The 14,756-nt window shown below is 69.2% G+C and carries 15 protein-coding genes; 12 read left to right on the top strand and 3 right to left on the bottom strand.

Annotated elements, in window-relative coordinates:
- Window positions 1-284: 284 nt before the first annotated feature.
- The 3 genes from FW784_RS02960 (at window position 285) to hutG (ending at window position 3,819) form a co-directional block, all read left to right on the top strand.
- Window positions 285-1,556: an NAD(P)/FAD-dependent oxidoreductase gene (locus tag FW784_RS02960; RefSeq protein ID WP_149351874.1), complete on the top strand. Its 1,272-nt coding sequence runs from the start codon at window positions 285-287 to the stop codon at window positions 1,554-1,556.
- A gap of 78 nt (window positions 1,557-1,634) precedes the next feature.
- Window positions 1,635-2,996, top strand: coding sequence for a glutathione-disulfide reductase (gene gorA / locus FW784_RS02955; RefSeq protein WP_149351873.1), 1,362 nt, complete (start codon window positions 1,635-1,637; stop codon window positions 2,994-2,996).
- A gap of 13 nt (window positions 2,997-3,009) precedes the next feature.
- Window positions 3,010-3,819 carry an N-formylglutamate deformylase gene (gene hutG / locus FW784_RS02950; RefSeq protein ID WP_149351872.1) on the top strand — a complete coding sequence of 270 codons (810 nt, stop codon included), beginning with the start codon at window positions 3,010-3,012 and terminating at the stop codon, window positions 3,817-3,819.
- Window positions 3,820-3,823: 4 nt separating this feature from the next.
- Here the strand turns inward: hutG and FW784_RS02945 are convergent, their stop codons facing one another.
- On the bottom strand, window positions 3,824-4,225 hold the full coding sequence (locus FW784_RS02945) for an antitoxin Xre/MbcA/ParS toxin-binding domain-containing protein (protein ID WP_149351871.1): 402 nt from the start codon (window positions 4,223-4,225) through the stop codon (window positions 3,824-3,826).
- Between the two features lie 248 nt (window positions 4,226-4,473).
- Entirely contained in the window at window positions 4,474-6,384 is a 1,911-nt protein-coding gene (gene parE, locus FW784_RS02940; RefSeq protein WP_149351870.1) for a DNA topoisomerase IV subunit B, read from the bottom strand.
- A gap of 188 nt (window positions 6,385-6,572) precedes the next feature.
- Here parE and FW784_RS02935 point away from each other — a divergent pair, with 188 nt between their 5' ends.
- From FW784_RS02935 to FW784_RS02895, 9 genes are all read left to right on the top strand, one after another.
- Complete coding sequence (locus tag FW784_RS02935; protein ID WP_149351869.1) at window positions 6,573-7,391, top strand: hypothetical protein; 819 nt, start codon at window positions 6,573-6,575, stop codon at window positions 7,389-7,391.
- A 125-nt stretch (window positions 7,392-7,516) separates the two neighbouring features.
- Window positions 7,517-9,199: a CTP synthase gene (gene pyrG, locus FW784_RS02930; protein ID WP_149351868.1), complete on the top strand. Its 1,683-nt coding sequence runs from the start codon at window positions 7,517-7,519 to the stop codon at window positions 9,197-9,199.
- A gap of 61 nt (window positions 9,200-9,260) precedes the next feature.
- Window positions 9,261-10,094: a 3-deoxy-8-phosphooctulonate synthase gene (kdsA, locus tag FW784_RS02925; protein WP_149351867.1), complete on the top strand. Its 834-nt coding sequence runs from the start codon at window positions 9,261-9,263 to the stop codon at window positions 10,092-10,094.
- Window positions 10,095-10,110: 16 nt separating this feature from the next.
- Window positions 10,111-11,397 (top strand): phosphopyruvate hydratase, encoded by a 1,287-nt coding sequence (eno, locus tag FW784_RS02920; protein ID WP_149351866.1) that lies wholly within the window; start codon window positions 10,111-10,113, stop codon window positions 11,395-11,397.
- Between the two features lie 3 nt (window positions 11,398-11,400).
- Window positions 11,401-11,745 (top strand): cell division protein FtsB, encoded by a 345-nt coding sequence (ftsB, locus tag FW784_RS02915; RefSeq protein ID WP_149351865.1) that lies wholly within the window; start codon window positions 11,401-11,403, stop codon window positions 11,743-11,745.
- A complete protein-coding gene (gene ispD / locus FW784_RS02910; RefSeq protein WP_149351864.1) occupies window positions 11,742-12,455 on the top strand; it encodes a 2-C-methyl-D-erythritol 4-phosphate cytidylyltransferase in 714 nt (237 codons plus the stop codon). The genes ftsB and ispD overlap by 4 nt, the downstream gene beginning before the upstream one ends.
- Entirely contained in the window at window positions 12,452-12,934 is a 483-nt protein-coding gene (gene ispF, locus FW784_RS02905) for a 2-C-methyl-D-erythritol 2,4-cyclodiphosphate synthase (RefSeq protein ID WP_149351863.1), read from the top strand. Before ispD ends, ispF begins: the two co-directional genes overlap by 4 nt.
- Window positions 12,931-13,968: a tRNA pseudouridine(13) synthase TruD gene (gene truD, locus FW784_RS02900; protein WP_149351862.1), complete on the top strand. Its 1,038-nt coding sequence runs from the start codon at window positions 12,931-12,933 to the stop codon at window positions 13,966-13,968. Before ispF ends, truD begins: the two co-directional genes overlap by 4 nt.
- 111 nt (window positions 13,969-14,079) lie before the next feature.
- On the top strand, window positions 14,080-14,307 hold the full coding sequence (locus tag FW784_RS02895) for a hypothetical protein (protein WP_149351861.1): 228 nt from the start codon (window positions 14,080-14,082) through the stop codon (window positions 14,305-14,307).
- Here the strand turns inward: FW784_RS02895 and FW784_RS02890 are convergent.
- Window positions 14,308-14,756 (bottom strand): Smr/MutS family protein (locus tag FW784_RS02890; protein WP_149351860.1); only part of this gene is annotated, 449 nt, incomplete at its 5' end. It lies immediately after the preceding gene.

Below are 14,756 nucleotides of genomic sequence, written 5' to 3'. Positions count from 1 at the left end.
AACCGGCCAGTACTGTGAGCACGGATGTTTATTTATGAGACGTTCACCACGTAAATCGTGCTGAATGCGCCAGAAATGTTGCGCCGCGCCATGCGTGTTTCAGCGCCCGGCGTCACCCGGATTTGACTGGGAACCTGATCCGAGGGGGGCACGCCCAGGTGACGCACAACCGGAAAGTCGCCGGCTCCTCACCGGCGGCATGCCAAAATCGCGTCGCTCCGCCGGCGCGCGCCGGAAGCGCGCCTGCCGAAAACCCTCGGCCTGATCCACCTGCCGGAAGCACGATGGACACGCCCCGCCAATACGACTGCGATGTGCTGATCGTCGGCGCGGGGGTGAGCGGCCTTGCCTGCGCGCTGGCACTCGTGGAGTCGGGGCGCTCGGTGGTGGTGCTGGACGCCGGCCGCGTGGGTGGCGGCAGCTCCCACGGCAACTGCGGCACGATAACGCCCAGCCATGCGCCGCCGCTTGCCGCCCCCGGGATGGCGCTGCGTGCGCTGTCGATGATGCTCACCCCGGACGCTCCGCTGTACATCCGCCCGCGGCTGGACCCGGCACTGTGGCGCTGGTTATGGACGCTTCGAGGCCGCTGCAATCCGCGCGACTGGCGCCAGAGCGCGCTCGCAAAGGCGTCGCTGCTCGACGACTCGCGGCGGCGGCTGGAAGCGTGGGTTGAGCGATACGCGCTCGACTGCGAGTTCATGCCCACCGGCGAGGACTACGTCTTCCGCGACCCCCGCCAGTTCGAGCACGGCCAGCGCGAATTGCCCCTGCTGCACGAGCTGGGGATCGGGGTCGAGCTTCTCGAAGGCGACGCGTACGAAGCCGCGGAGCCGGCCATGAAGCACGGTGTCGCCGGGGCCATCCGCTTCGCCGGTGATGCCGCGCTGCGGCCGGATCGGTATGTCGCCGAACTGGCGCGCGTGGCCCGGGAGCGGGGCGTAGTAATCCACGAGAATCGCCCGGCGCTCGCCCTTGAGCCGTGCAACGGCGGCCAGGCGGTCTCGACTTCCGCTGGCACTATCACGGCGGCGAATGTCGTGGTCGCGGCCGGCGCGTGGTCACCGCGCATGGCGGAAGCGCTCGGCATCGGCTGGCTGGCGCGCACGATGCAGCCCGGCAAGGGGTATTCGATCACCTACGACCCGCCTTCGCTGGTGCCGGCGCGGCCGCTGGTGCTGCGCGAACGCGCGGTCTGCGTAACGGCGTGGGCGAGCGGTTACCGGCTCGGCAGCACGATGGAATTCTCCGGCTACGACGATCGCCTCGACCCCCGTCGCCTCGGCGCACTCGAACGCGGCGCGGCGGAATATCTTCGCGAACCGACCGGTCCGGCCGTGCGCGAGCGCTGGTTCGGGTGGCGGCCCATGTCGCTCGACGACGTCCCGCTGATCGGCCCGGTACCGGGCCGGCGCGGCCTCTGGCTGGCGACCGGGCACGGGATGATGGGCGTCGGCATGAGCGCAGGCACCGGGCAGCTTCTGGCCGACCTGCTGTGCGGCCGCCACCCGGCGATCGACCCGACGCCGTTCCGGCCCGACCGCTTCGTGCGCTGAACGCTGCGACGTCGCGTTACCCCGTGGCGCGTAGCGTGGCCGGTCGATGTACCCATCACACACCCGGAACAGATCCCGATGGCCGACGCGCCCAGCACCGACTTCGACCTCATCGTGATCGGCGGCGGCTCCGGCGGGCTCGCCGGCGCGTTTCGCGCGGCAGGCTACGGGGCGCGCGTGGCATTGCTGGAACCCGCCGCGCTCGGAGGCACGTGCGTCAACGTGGGCTGCGTGCCGAAGAAGGCGATGTGGCTCGCGGCCGAGGTGGCGGGCAAGTTGCGCCACGCCGCCGCACTTGGCTTCGACGTGCAGCCCGGTGGGCTCGACTGGACAACGTTCGTCGGCCATCGCGAGCGCTACATCGAAGGCATCCACGCCGGCTACCGGCGGCGGCTCGCCGAAGCCGGCATCGTTCTGATGCCAACGCGCGGCCGACTGGTCGGCGGGGGGCGCGTGGCGACCGATGACGGCGTGGTGCTGAGCGCCACCCACGTGTTGCTCGCGACGGGCGGGCACGCGGTGCGGCCGGACATTCCAGGCGCGGCACTCGGCGGCACCTCGGATGACTTCTTCGGCTGGCGCAGCGCGCCGCCGCGCGTCGCGGTGGTCGGCGCCGGTTACATCGCGGTCGAGCTGGCGGGCGTGCTGCAGGCGCTGGGAAGCCACGTTTCGATGCGCGTGCGCGGCACGCGGCTGCTGGAAAGTTTCGATGCAGAGATCAGCGCGCAGCTCGCCGAGGACGTGCGCCAGAACGGCGTGGACTGCCGCTTTTCTACGGCGACGACAGCCGTCGAGCGCACCGATGGCGGCCTGCGCCTGCGCGACGCTCACGGCGAGTGGAGCAGCCCCGTCGACGAGGTGCTGTTCGCGACCGGGCGCCGGCCCAATGTCGACGCACTCGGCCTCGGCGATGCGCAGATCGCGCTCGACGCCGCCGGCTTCGTGCCGATCGACGCGTACAACCACACGGCCGTCGCCGGCGTGCACGCGGTCGGCGATCTCACGCCGTCGCCCGCGTTGACGCCCGTCGCGATCGCCGCGGCGCGACGCCTGATGGATCGCCTGTTCGGAGGCCGCGAGCTGCCGCCGCTGGCGTTGGACGACGTGCCGACCGTCGTGTTTTCGCACCCGCCGATCGGACGGGTCGGCCTGACGGAAGTGCAGGCGCGCGCCGCCTACGGCGATGACGTGCAGGTACTGCGCTCGGGCTTCCGGCCGATGCTGCATGCACTCGCGGGCTCGCCGCAGCGAAGCCTGTTCAAGATCGTCTGCACGGGCGCGGACCGTCGCGTCGTCGGCCTGCACCTGCTGGGCGAGGCCGCGGACGAGATGCTGCAGGGTTTCGCCGTCGCGATGCGGCGCGGGCTCACGCTCGATGACCTGCACGATACGATCGCGATCCATCCGACCAGTGCCGAGGAAGTCGTGCTGATGCGCTGAGCACGGCGACGCGATGACCGACGACGTCCTGACCACCGACACTTACACGCTGCATCGTGGCCGCGTACCACTGCTGGTGAGCCTGCCGCATGACGGCAGCGAGATCCCGCCTGCGCTCGCGGCGCGGATGAACGACCACGCGCGCGCCGCGCCCGACACCGACTGGCACGTATCGCGCCTTTACACATTCGCGCGCGACGCGCTGGGCGCATCGCTGCTGGTGCCGCGCTACTCGCGCTATGTGGTCGACCTCAACCGCCCGCCGGACGACACGTCGCTGTATCCCGGCCAGAACACCACGGGCCTGTGTCCGGCGCGATGCTTCAGTGGCGAGGACGTCTATCTCGATGGGCAAGCGCCGGACCAGGCGGAAGTGCGCCAGCGCGTCGAGCAGTATTGGCGGCCGTACCACGCGGCGATCGCCGGTGAACTCGCGCGGCTTCGCGCTGCCCACGCTCGCGTAGTGCTGTGGGAAGGGCACTCGATACGCGGCGGCGGCCTGCCGTTCCTGTTCCCGGGCAGGTTGCCCGATCTCAACCTCGGCACGGTGGGCGGCACGAGCTGCGTGGGCGCCGTGCAGCAGGGCGTCGAGGCGGCGCTCGCGGCGCAGTCGACGTATGACTGGGTATCGAACGGTCGCTTCCGCGGCGGCTACATCACGCGCCACTACGGGCGCCCGTCGGAAGGGATCGACGCGGTGCAGCTCGAGATCAGCCAGCGTGCCTACATGGACGAATCGACACTCGCCTACGATGTGCCGGCCGCTAGGCGGCTGCAATCGCTGCTTGAGAGCCTTTTGCGCGGCGTGCTCGACGCCGCATGACGCCCTAGTACAGGCAGTCCTTGCAGTGCGATTCGATGTGCGTAACCACGCGGCGAAGGCCATGGGTCGTGCGGATCAGCTCCCGCGGACGGCCCTGCAGATCGGGTTCGTCGGCGTGCAGCCAGTCGTGCATCCGTTCGACCGAGCCGTGGACGTCGCCCAGGGCGCGGTGGAGCCGGACCAGCAACAGCGCACGCTCGGCCAGGTCGCTCCCCGGCGCGATCCGCGCGCTGCCGGCGAGGATCGCATTGGCGATGTCGGGGCCGACGTCCAGGGTGTCCCCCAGCTCTTCGGCACCTACGCCCAAGCCCCGGGCTGCGCGCCGTGCGTCGAGCGCGAGCGCCTCTGTCGAGTGGCGGGCGTTGCCGCGGGCCACGTCGAGGGCCTCCGAGTGCTGGATGGTCATTGCGTTCACGAGCGCAGGCTGCCGGACGGCGCATGACGACCGGGTACAGACCAGCGGCAGGAGCGTGAAAAGGTCAGTCCGATGCAACCGGCTGCCGGGACAGGAGGGCCCGGATTGCCGCGCCGGGGGAGGAGATCCGAAATTGCGCCCATCGGCCGATCACGACGGGTTTCTCCGTCGCTCGCGTCGGCCTCGAGCGGTTCCCACCCGTCGATATGCGCCCCGGCGCGCGTCGAATCGGGGCCGCCTCAGACCTCCAGCGTCGCCAGGTCGCCCTTGAGTTCCAGCCACGCCTTGCGATCGGAGGCCCGCTTCTTGGCAAGCAGCATGTCCATCAGGGCGTGCGTCGAGGCCTCGTCGTCGACGGTCAGCTGCACCAGCCGGCGGGTGTCCGGATGCACCGTCGATTCGCGAAGCTGGTCCGGGTTCATCTCACCGAGACCCTTGAAGCGGGTAACCGAGATCGCGCCCATCGGCGCGCCCTTCTTCTTGGTGGCGCGGTCGCGTTCGATGCGGTCGAGGAGGATCCGCTTCTCCTCCTCGTCGAGCGCGTAGAACACCTGCTTGCCCACGTCGACGCGGAACAGCGGCGGCATCGCCACGAAGACGTGGCCCGCCGCGACCAGCGCCGGGAAATGCTTGAGAAACAGCGCAGACAGCAGCGTCGCGATGTGCAGGCCATCGGAGTCGGCATCGGCGAGGATGATCACCTTCCCGTAGCGCAGCCCGCTGATGTCATCGCGGCCCGGGTCGCAGCCGATGGCGACCGCGAGGTCGTGTACTTCCTGCGAGGCGAGCACGCCGCTCGACGCGACCTCCCAGGTATTGAGGATCTTGCCGCGCAGCGGAAGGATCGCCTGGAAATCCTTCTCGCGCGCCTGCCGCGCGCTCCCCCCGGCGGAGTCGCCTTCGACCAGGAACAGCTCGGTGCGCGAAAGATCCTGCGAGGCGCAGTCGGCAAGCTTGCCCGGCAGTGCCGGCCCCTGCGTGATCTTCTTGCGCAGCACGATCTTTTCGGTCTTGAGCCGGGCCGCCGCACGCTCGATCGCCAGCTGCGCGATGCGCATGCCGAGGTCGACGTGCTGGTTGAGCCACAGCGAGAACGCATCGTGGGCAGCGGACTCGACGAAGCCCGCGGCCTGGCGCGACGACAGTCGCTCCTTGGTCTGCCCCGAGAACTGCGGGTCGGTCATCTTGATGGAGAGCACGAAGGCCACGCGGTCCCACACGTCCTCCGGCGCCAGCTTCACGCCGCGCGGCAGCAGGTTGCGGAAGTCGCAGAACTCGCGGAGCGCATCGGTGAAGCCCGTGCGCAGGCCGTTGACGTGGGTGCCGTGCTGCGCGGTCGGAATCAGGTTGACGTAGCTCTCCTGCACCAGCTCGCCTTCCGGAATCCATGCAGCCGCCCAGTCGACGACTTCCGTTTCCTTGGTCAGCGAACCGACGAACAGCGACGGCGGCAGCACCTCGCGCTCGCCGAGCTCGCCCTTCAGGTAGTCGCGAAGGCCGTTTTCGAAATACCACTCGTCGCGCTCGCCCGTGGCTTCGTCGAGCAGCCGCACGGTCAGGCCCGGGCATAGCACCGCCTTGGCGCGCAGCAGGTGGCGCAGGGCGCGCAGGTTGAACCTGGGCGTATCGAAATACTTCGGGTCCGGCCAGAAGTGCACGCGCGTGCCAGTGTTCTTCTTGCCGACGGTGCCGATCACCTCGAGCGCGGAGTCGCGGAAGCCGTCCTTGAACGTCATCCGGTACTCGTTGCCGTCGCGCCGGATGCGCACGTCGACCTTCGTGCTGAGCGCGTTGACCACGCTCACACCGACACCGTGCAGGCCGCCGGAGAACGTGTAGTTGTTGCCGCTGAACTTTCCGCCCGCATGCAGCCGCGTGAGGATCAGCTCGACGCCCGGGATCTTCTCCTCGGGGTGGATGTCGACCGGCATGCCGCGGCCGTCGTCCGAAACCGAGCAGCTGCCGTCGGTGTGCAGTGTGACTTCGATGGTCCGCGCGTGGCCGCCGAGCGCCTCGTCGACGGAGTTGTCGACGACCTCCTGCGCCAGATGGTTGGGGCGGGAGGTGTCGGTGTACATGCCCGGGCGGCGCCTGACCGGATCCAATCCGGAAAGCACCTCGATGTCGGCGGCGTTATAGCGCTTGTTCATTAGTCGGAATGCTAACAGAGCGCGTCGCACCAGCTGGGACCGTTGCGGCTGAATCGGCGGTTCAGTCGGGTGTCGCGGTTTAAGGGGGCTTTCACGACTCGGGAACACCGGCCGCCGGTACGGTCCGCGGCGGGTTTCGGCCATTGCCTGCGCCGAACTCTTCTCCCAGTCCCCCAGGAGCCTGACTCATGAAGATCCGCATCCTCGCCGCTTCCCTGATCGCTGCGCTCGCCGTGCCCGCCGCGTATGCCCAAGCCCTGCACGGCGCGGCCGTGGCGCCCCCGGTTGCGCGCGCCGCCACGCTTCCCAATCCGCCCCTGCCGCCCGTAGCGGTGTCGACGGCGCCGACGCCGCGCGCGTCGGATCGTGCGGTCGAGGCTGTCTCGAAAAATCCTACGGCGACGGCGAACTCCGCGGTCACCGCCGGCGCGGACGTTGATACGACGGGCGCGTCCGCTACCGCGGGCACCACCGACGCCGACGTCAACGGCGCCACCATGGGTGCCACGACCGGCACGTCGACCGCCACCCATGGCAGCGCGCGTCGCTCGACTGCCCGTGCTGGCGCCAAGGGCGCGACTAGGGCGAACCCGAAGGCCCAGGAGGCGGTGGCTGGAAATGACAAGGCGGCGTTGAATTCGACGCTGACGGCGGGCGCGGTCGCGCAGTCCGCCACCAGCACGACGGCTGCGGTTCCGGCCGCCGTTGGCGCAGCCGCCGGAACCACCGGCAGCGTGACCGGTTCGACCGGGGCTGCAGTACCCGCACGCGCGAATGCGCAGGGCGCGCTCAACGCGTCCGCGCGAGCCGCCGAGGCCGTGACCGGCAACGATCGCGCGGCCGTGCGCTCCGAGGTCACCGCCAGCGGCACCGCAACCGGCGCCGTCACCACCGACGACGCGCTGGCCGGCACCGGTCAGGGCGCGTCGATCGCGGACGACAAGGACGCGCTGAAGGCGGCCGCGGAAGCCCGCAAGGCCAAGCGCGACGCGCACAAGCGCAAGTAATTGAGGCCCCGATCCCGGCTTCGACGCCCCGGCTCCGCGCCGGGGCGTCTTCGTTCCGGGCCGCGCGAAGGTCGCGGCGCGGCGCGGCGACCGGTAAACTACGGGTTTCCAGCGTCCCCTTGCCCATGACTTCGCCAAGCCATGTAACGCCGCTCGTGTTCGTCACCGGCGGCGTGGTGTCCTCGCTCGGCAAGGGCATCGCGGCGGCCTCGCTCGCGGCCATCCTCGAATCGCGCGGCCTGCGCGTGACGATGATGAAGCTCGACCCGTACATCAACGTCGATCCGGGCACGATGAGCCCGTTCCAGCACGGCGAGGTGTACGTCACCGACGACGGTGCCGAAACCGACCTCGACCTCGGGCACTACGAGCGCTACGTGCGCACGCGCCTGAGCCGCAAGAATTCGATCACCACCGGCCGCATCTACGAGACCGTGATCCGCAAGGAGCGCCGCGGCGACTATCTCGGCGGCACCGTCCAGGTGATTCCGCACATCACGGACGAGATCAAGCGCTGCATCGTCGATGCCACCGATGGTTACGACATCGGGCTGGTGGAAGTGGGCGGCACGGTGGGCGACATCGAATCGCTGCCGTTCCTCGAGGCGATCCGCCAGCTGCGCAGCGAGCGCGGCCCGGAGTCGACGTTGTTCATGCACCTCACGCTGGTGCCGTGGATCGCCGCGGCCGGCGAACTCAAGACCAAGCCGACGCAGCATTCGGTCAAGGAGCTGCGCTCGATCGGTATCCAGCCGGACGTGCTGCTCTGCCGCAGCGAGAAGCCGCTCCCGGATTCGGATCGCCGCAAGATCGCGCTGTTCACCAACGTGCCCGAGCGGGCCGTCATCTCGGCGGTCGACCTCGACAACATCTACAAGCTGCCGCGCTTCTTCCACGAGCAGGGGCTGGACGACATCGTGATTCGTCGCCTTGGCCTGCAGGCGGGTCCGGCCGACCTGGCTGAATGGGATGCCGTGCTCGATGCGAGCGAGCATCCGGTCGACGAGGTCACGATCGGCGTGGTCGGCAAGTACGTCGACCACCAGGACGCGTACAAGTCGGTCGCCGAGGCGCTGAAGCACGGCGGTCTGCGCCAGCGCACGCGCGTCAACCTGCGCTGGATCGAGTCGAGCGACGTGGAGAGGCAGGGCATCGCCGCGCTCGAAGGTGTCGACGGAATCCTCGTGCCCGGCGGCTTCGGCGACCGCGGCTTCGAAGGCAAGGTGCTGGCCGCGAAGTTCGCGCGCGAGCACGGCATCCCGTACTTCGGCATCTGCTACGGCATGCAGGCGGCGGTGGTCGACTACGCGCGCAATGTATGCGGTCTCGATGGTGCCAACAGCACCGAGAACGACAAGCACTCGCCGCATCCGGTCATCGGCCTGATCACCGAATGGCGCACGCAGTCGGGTGATGTCGAGCGACGCAGCGAGGAGAGCGACCTCGGCGGCACCATGCGCCTTGGCCTGCAGGACCAGCGCCTCAAGCCGGGCACGCTCGCGCGCGAGATGTACGGCCGCGATGTAGTCGGCGAGCGACATCGCCATCGTTACGAGTTCAACAACCGCTACCGCACGCAGCTCGAAGACGCGGGGCTGGTCATCGCCGCCAAGTCGATGGACGACCTGCTGGTCGAGATGGTCGAGCTTCCGCGCGACGTGCATCCGTGGTTCCTCGCGTGCCAGGCGCATCCCGAATTCCTTTCGACGCCGCGCGACGGCCATCCCCTGTTCATCGGCTTCATTCGCGCCGCGCGCGAGAGCAAGGCGCACGCCAACAGCGCGCCGGCTACGGAAGTGCGCGGGTGATCGCCGCCGTTTGCGTCACTATCCTTGCGATGCGCGCGACATGCGCGTCCCGGAGCAACTGATGAACCTGTGTGGATTCGAGGTCGGCCTCGACAAGCCGTTCTTCCTGATCGCCGGCCCGTGCGTGATCGAGTCGATGGAACTGCAGATGGAGACGGCGGGCAGGCTCAAGGAGATCACGACGGAGCTCGGGATCCCCTTCATCTTCAAGTCGAGCTTCGACAAGGCCAACCGAACCTCGCTCAGCGGCTTTCGCGGTCCCGGCGTCGAGGAAGGGCTGAAGGTGCTCGCCGAGGTGAAGCGCCAACTGGGCGTGCCGGTGCTCACCGACGTGCACGAATACACGCCGATCGACGAGGTCGCGAGCGTCGTCGACGTGCTGCAGACCCCGGCCTTCCTCGTGCGCCAGACCGATTTCATCCTCAAGGTCTGCAGCGCCGGCAAGCCGGTCAACATCAAGAAGGGCCAGTTCCTTGCGCCTTGGGACATGAAGCCCGTGGTCGAGAAGGCGAGGTCGACGGGTAACACGCAGCTCATGGTCTGCGAGCGCGGCGCGAGCTTCGGCTACAACAACCTGGTGAGCGACATGCGATCGCTCGCCGTCATGCGCGAAACCGGATGCCCGGTCGTGTTCGACGCCACGCACTCCGTGCAGTTGCCGGGCGGGCAGGGCACGTCGAGCGGTGGCCAGCGCCAACACGTGCCGGTACTCGCGCGCGCGGCGATCGCGGTCGGCATCGACGGCATCTTCATGGAGACGCATCCCGATCCGTCGAAGGCGCTGTCCGACGGCCCCAACGCGTGGCCGCTGCCGAAGATGCGCGCGCTTCTCGAGACGCTGAAAGCGCTCGACGAAGTGACCAAGCGCAACGGTTTCCTCGAATCCACTGTCTAAGGACGACGCGCCAACAATGACCACGATCGCCAAGATCCACGCCCGCGAGATCCTCGACAGCCGCGGCAATCCCACGCTCGAGGCCGAGGTCACGCTCGCCGACGGCAGCTTCGGCCGCGCGATGGTGCCCTCCGGCGCCTCCACCGGCACCAAGGAGGCCGTGGAGCTGCGCGACGGCGACCGGATGCGCTATCTCGGCAAGGGCGTCACGCATGCGGTCGCGAACGTCAACGGGCCGATCGCGCAAGCACTTGCGGGTGCCGATGCGAACGACCAGGCGGGCGTGGACCGCCGGCTCATCGATCTCGACGGCACCGATAACAAGGGCCGGCTCGGCGCGAACGCGCTGCTGGGCGTGTCCATGGCGAATGCGCATGCGGTCGCGGCGTCCAAGCGGCTGCCGCTGTGGCAGCACCTGGCGAACGGCCGCGAAGTGATGCTGCCGGTGCCGATGATGAACATCATCAACGGCGGCGCGCATGCCGACAACAACGTCGACCTGCAGGAATTCATGGTGTTGCCGGTCGGTTTCGACAGCTTCCGCGAAGCACTGCGCGCGGGTACCGAAATCTTCCACGCCCTGAAGTCCGTGCTGAAGGGCCGCGGATTGTCGACCGCCGTCGGCGACGAGGGCGGCTTCGCGCCCGACCTGCGCAGCAACGAGGAAGCGCTGGAAACGATCCTCGAAGCGATCGGCAAGGCCGGCTACAAGGCGGGCGAGGACGTGCTGCTCGGCCTCGACGTCGCCTCCAGCGAATTCTTCGAGAACGGCAAGTACAACCTCACCGGCGAGGGCAAGCGCCTGACGCCGGAGCAGTTCGTCGACTTTCTCGCCGACTGGTCGCAGCGTTATCCGATCATCACCATCGAGGATGGCATGGCCGAGCACGACTGGGCCGGCTGGAAGCTGCTGACCGAGCGCATCGGGTCGAAGGTGCAGCTGGTCGGTGACGACCTGTTCGTGACGAACCCGAAGATCTTCTATGAAGGCATCGACCAGAACGTCGCCAACGCGATCCTGATCAAGGTCAACCAGATCGGCACGCTCACCGAGACGCTCGAAGCAATCGCGATGGCCGATGCGAACCGTTACGCCGCGATCGTTTCGCATCGTTCGGGCGAAACCGAGGACACGACGATCGCGGACATCGCCGTCGCCACCACCGCGACGCAGATCAAGACGGGTTCGCTGTGCCGCAGCGACCGCGTCGCCAAGTACAACCAGCTGCTGCGCATCGAGGAGCAGCTGGGCGCAGGCGCGCGCTACGCCGGCCGCGATGCCTTCGTTTCGCTGAAGCGCTGAGCCATGGCGCAGCCGCGCTACGCCCTGCTGATCCTGATCGGGCTGCTGGCAGTGATGCTGGCGGTGCTGCAGACACGGCTGTGGCGTGGCGAGGGCGGGCGCGAAGCGGTCGACGTGCTGCAGCGCCAGGTAGACGCGCAGTTGCACGAGAACGGCGGCCTGCGCCAACGCAACGATGCACTCGCGGCGGAAGTACAGGATCTCAAGTCCGGCGAGGCAGCCGTCGAGGACCGCGCGCGCAGCGAGCTCGGCATGATCCGGCCGGGCGAAGTCTTCTACCGCGTGATCGACCATGCGCCGCCGCCTGCCGCGCCCGCGCCGGAACCAGCGGACACGCGCGCGCCATGACCGCGATCTGGGCTGTGCTGCCCGCCGCGGGCGCGGGCAGCCGCTTCGGCGGCGGCATTCCGAAGCAGTACCTCGAAGTCGCCGGCCTGCCGCTGATCGCCTATGCGCTCGATGCACTGCTCGCGCACCCCGCGGTCGACGGCGCCATGGTCGCGATCGCTGCGGATGATCCGCACTGGCCGGGTTGGACGTCGCGTTCCGGCAAGCCGGTGCGCACATGCGTGGGCGGAAGCGAACGCGCACGGTCGGTTCTCGCAGCGCTCGATGCGCTCGATGACGTCACCGACGACGCACTCGTGCTGGTGCACGACGCGGCGCGTCCGTGTCTCGACGCGGTCGACCTCGATCGCCTGATTGCCGCGGCCGCCGGTAACGGCGACGGCGCGCTGCTGGCCGCACCCGTGCGCGACACGCTCAAGCGCGCCTCGCAGGGGCGCAGCGCCGGCACGATGCCGCGCGAGCAGCTGTGGCGCGCACTCACGCCGCAGCTTGCGCGCCTCGGCACCCTGCGCGAGGCGTTGCGTGACGCGCTGGACGCAGGGCTCGTCGTGACCGACGAGGCCATGGCGCTCGAACATGCAGGGCTTCATCCGCAGCTGGTCGAAGGGCGCGAGGACAACATCAAGGTGACGACGCCTGCCGATCTCGCGCTCGTCGAGTTCCTGCTCGCGCGTCGCGCCGGGCGCGCAGACACGAGGCCGGTTGCATGAGCTTCCGCATCGGCCAGGGGTTCGACGTGCACGCGTTCGGCGACGGCGACCACGTGATGCTCGGTGGCGTGCGGGTACCGCATTCGCAGGGCCTGGTCGCGCATTCCGACGGCGACGTGGTGCTGCACGCCGTCTGCGACGCGATCCTCGGCGCGCTCGCGCTGGGCGACATCGGGCGCCACTTCCCCCCGACCGATACGCGCTGGCGCGATGCCGACAGCCGCATGTTCGTGCGCCACTGCCGTGCCCTTGCCGACGACGCCGGCTGGCACGTCGTGAATGTCGACGCGACCGTCATCGCCGAGCGCCCGAAGGTGGCGCCGCATGCCCAGGCAATGCGCGAAGCGATCGCGGCGGACCTCGGCATCGACGTGTCTGCCGTCAGCGTCAAGGGGACTACCACGGAGACGCTCGGCTTCACCGGCCGCGGCCAAGGCATCGCCGCGATGGCGGTCTGCCTGCTGGCGCGCAGCGCGTGACACCGCTGCCGCGGGCGCTGGGCCCGGCGGTACTGACGGCAACGTTCCGCGAGCGGATGGAGGACTTCGTCGTCGAGGAGATCGCGGGGTTCGATCCGAGCGGCAGCGGCGAGCACCTGCTGCTCGAGGTCGAAAAGCGCGGCATGAACACCGTGTTCGCCGCGCGCCGGATTGCCGAATGGGCGAGCGTCAAGGAAATGGCCGTCGGCTATGCGGGCCTCAAGGACCGCCACGCCGTCACGCGACAGCGCTTCAGCGTGCATCTGCCGGGTCGCGATGCACCGGACGTCGCGAGCCTGGAAAGCGAGTCGTTCCGCGTGCTGCATGCAACCCGGCACGCCCGAAAACTTGCGCGCGGCGGGCTCGTCGGTAACCGCTTCGTGCTGACGTTACGGAACGTCGACGGCGAGCGCGCGGCGATCGAGGCACGCATCGCTGCGATCGCCGATCGCGGCGTGCCCAATTACTTCGGTGAGCAACGCTTCGGCCGCGCGGGCGACAACGTCGCGCAGGCACGCGCCATGTTCGCCGGCCGACGCGTGCGTCGCGAGGAGCGCAGCCTGCTGCTGTCGGCCGCGCGATCCGAACTGTTCAATCGCGTGCTGGCAGAGCGTGTACGCCGCGAATGCTGGGCCGCGCCTCTCGACGGCGAAGTGTGGATGCTTGACGGCCGCCGCAGCATCTTCGGGCCCGAGCCGTTCACGCCGGTGCTGGCCGAACGGCTTGCCGAATTCGACATCCACCCCACCGGGCCGCTGTGGGGTCGCGGGCCGTTGCGAAGCGAGGGCGAATCCCGGGCACTCGAGGACGCCGTGCTCGACGGGCCGGATGCGCTGGAGTTGCGTCGCGGCCTGGAAGCGGCGGGCCTCGAGCAGGAGCGACGCGCGCTGCGGCTGCGCCCCGCCGACGTCGGGTTCGACTGGCGGGGCGACGACGTCCTCGAACTTCGCTTCGCGCTCCCCCCGGGCACCTATGCAACGTGTGTCCTGGAGGCGCTCGGCGACGTCGCAGAGCCGCCCCGCGCCCGCGAATGACCGTTCGTCGTGTGGGGTTTGCAGGCGCCGTCGTGGGCTCGGGCGCGGGCGTATAACCGCATTGACGCCTGCATCGGGCGGGCGCCGCCCCGATTCCATCAGGAGAGGGTCATGGCCAGATTCCGCATCGCCGGCGTCGTTGCGACCACGCTGCTGCTTGCCGGGTGCGCCGGCATGCACGACCGATCGACGTACGTCGCCCCCGTCAAAGTCAGCCACGCTACGGTCGAGCAGGACACCGCCTATATCGCGCGCGTCGAAGAACAGGCGCGCATCCGCGGCATCGGCGTCACCTGGATCAATCCGCCCACTCGGCATAAAGCCGTCGCGCCGCGCTGACTAGCGCTTCGCGAGCAACACCACCACCGCGCCCGTGCCGCCCTGCGCGGGCGGCGCGGAATGGAACGCCAGCACGTCCGCGCGCTGGCGCAGCACCCGGTCGACCAGGTTCTTCAGGATTGGAGCGCCGCTGCTGTCGAGCTCGGCGGCGCGGCGGCCCTTGCCGTGGATGATGCGCACACAGCCGATCCCGTGTTTGCGCGCGTCGGCCAGGAACGCGCGCAGGAGCGTCTGCGCCTGTACCGCGCCGAGGCCGTGCAGGTCGAGTTCTTCCTGCGCCGACAGTTCGCCGCGCTTGAGCCGCCTGAATGCATCGGGCGGCAGCCGATCGGTGCAGTGGCTCAGCATGTCGCCCGCGCCGAGCATGTGTTCATCCAGCGCCAGCCGGAATTCGGTGGCAGCCGCGGCCTCGTCACGTTCGCGCATGCGGGCGCGCGGGCGGGGAGATC

Source organism: Cognatilysobacter lacus, from assembly GCF_008274655.1.
GTDB classification, from domain to species: Bacteria; Pseudomonadota; Gammaproteobacteria; order Xanthomonadales; family Xanthomonadaceae; genus Cognatilysobacter; species Cognatilysobacter lacus.
The sequence above is the reverse complement of the archived record's forward strand: the minus strand, read 5'-3'. Positions and strand labels throughout refer to the sequence as shown.

Bases quoted from the DNA above. Each gene is read 5' to 3' on its own strand.
- parE (WP_149351870.1), bottom strand. From the start codon at position 6,384: ATGAACAAGCGCTATAACGCCGCCGACATCGAGGTGCTTTCCGGATTG.
- gorA (WP_149351873.1), top strand. From the start codon at position 1,635: ATGGCCGACGCGCCCAGCACCGACTTCGACCTCATCGTGATCGGCGGC.
- FW784_RS02935 (WP_149351869.1), top strand. From the start codon at position 6,573: ATGAAGATCCGCATCCTCGCCGCTTCCCTGATCGCTGCGCTCGCCGTG.
- FW784_RS02945 (WP_149351871.1), bottom strand. From the start codon at position 4,225: ATGACCATCCAGCACTCGGAGGCCCTCGACGTGGCCCGCGGCAACGCC.
- FW784_RS02960 (WP_149351874.1), top strand. From the start codon at position 285: ATGGACACGCCCCGCCAATACGACTGCGATGTGCTGATCGTCGGCGCG.
- hutG (WP_149351872.1), top strand. From the start codon at position 3,010: ATGACCGACGACGTCCTGACCACCGACACTTACACGCTGCATCGTGGC.
- ftsB (WP_149351865.1), top strand. From the start codon at position 11,401: ATGGCGCAGCCGCGCTACGCCCTGCTGATCCTGATCGGGCTGCTGGCA.
- pyrG (WP_149351868.1), top strand. From the start codon at position 7,517: ATGACTTCGCCAAGCCATGTAACGCCGCTCGTGTTCGTCACCGGCGGC.
- kdsA (WP_149351867.1), top strand. From the start codon at position 9,261: ATGAACCTGTGTGGATTCGAGGTCGGCCTCGACAAGCCGTTCTTCCTG.
- eno (WP_149351866.1), top strand. From the start codon at position 10,111: ATGACCACGATCGCCAAGATCCACGCCCGCGAGATCCTCGACAGCCGC.
- FW784_RS02895 (WP_149351861.1), top strand. From the start codon at position 14,080: ATGGCCAGATTCCGCATCGCCGGCGTCGTTGCGACCACGCTGCTGCTT.
- ispD (WP_149351864.1), top strand. From the start codon at position 11,742: ATGACCGCGATCTGGGCTGTGCTGCCCGCCGCGGGCGCGGGCAGCCGC.
- ispF (WP_149351863.1), top strand. From the start codon at position 12,452: ATGAGCTTCCGCATCGGCCAGGGGTTCGACGTGCACGCGTTCGGCGAC.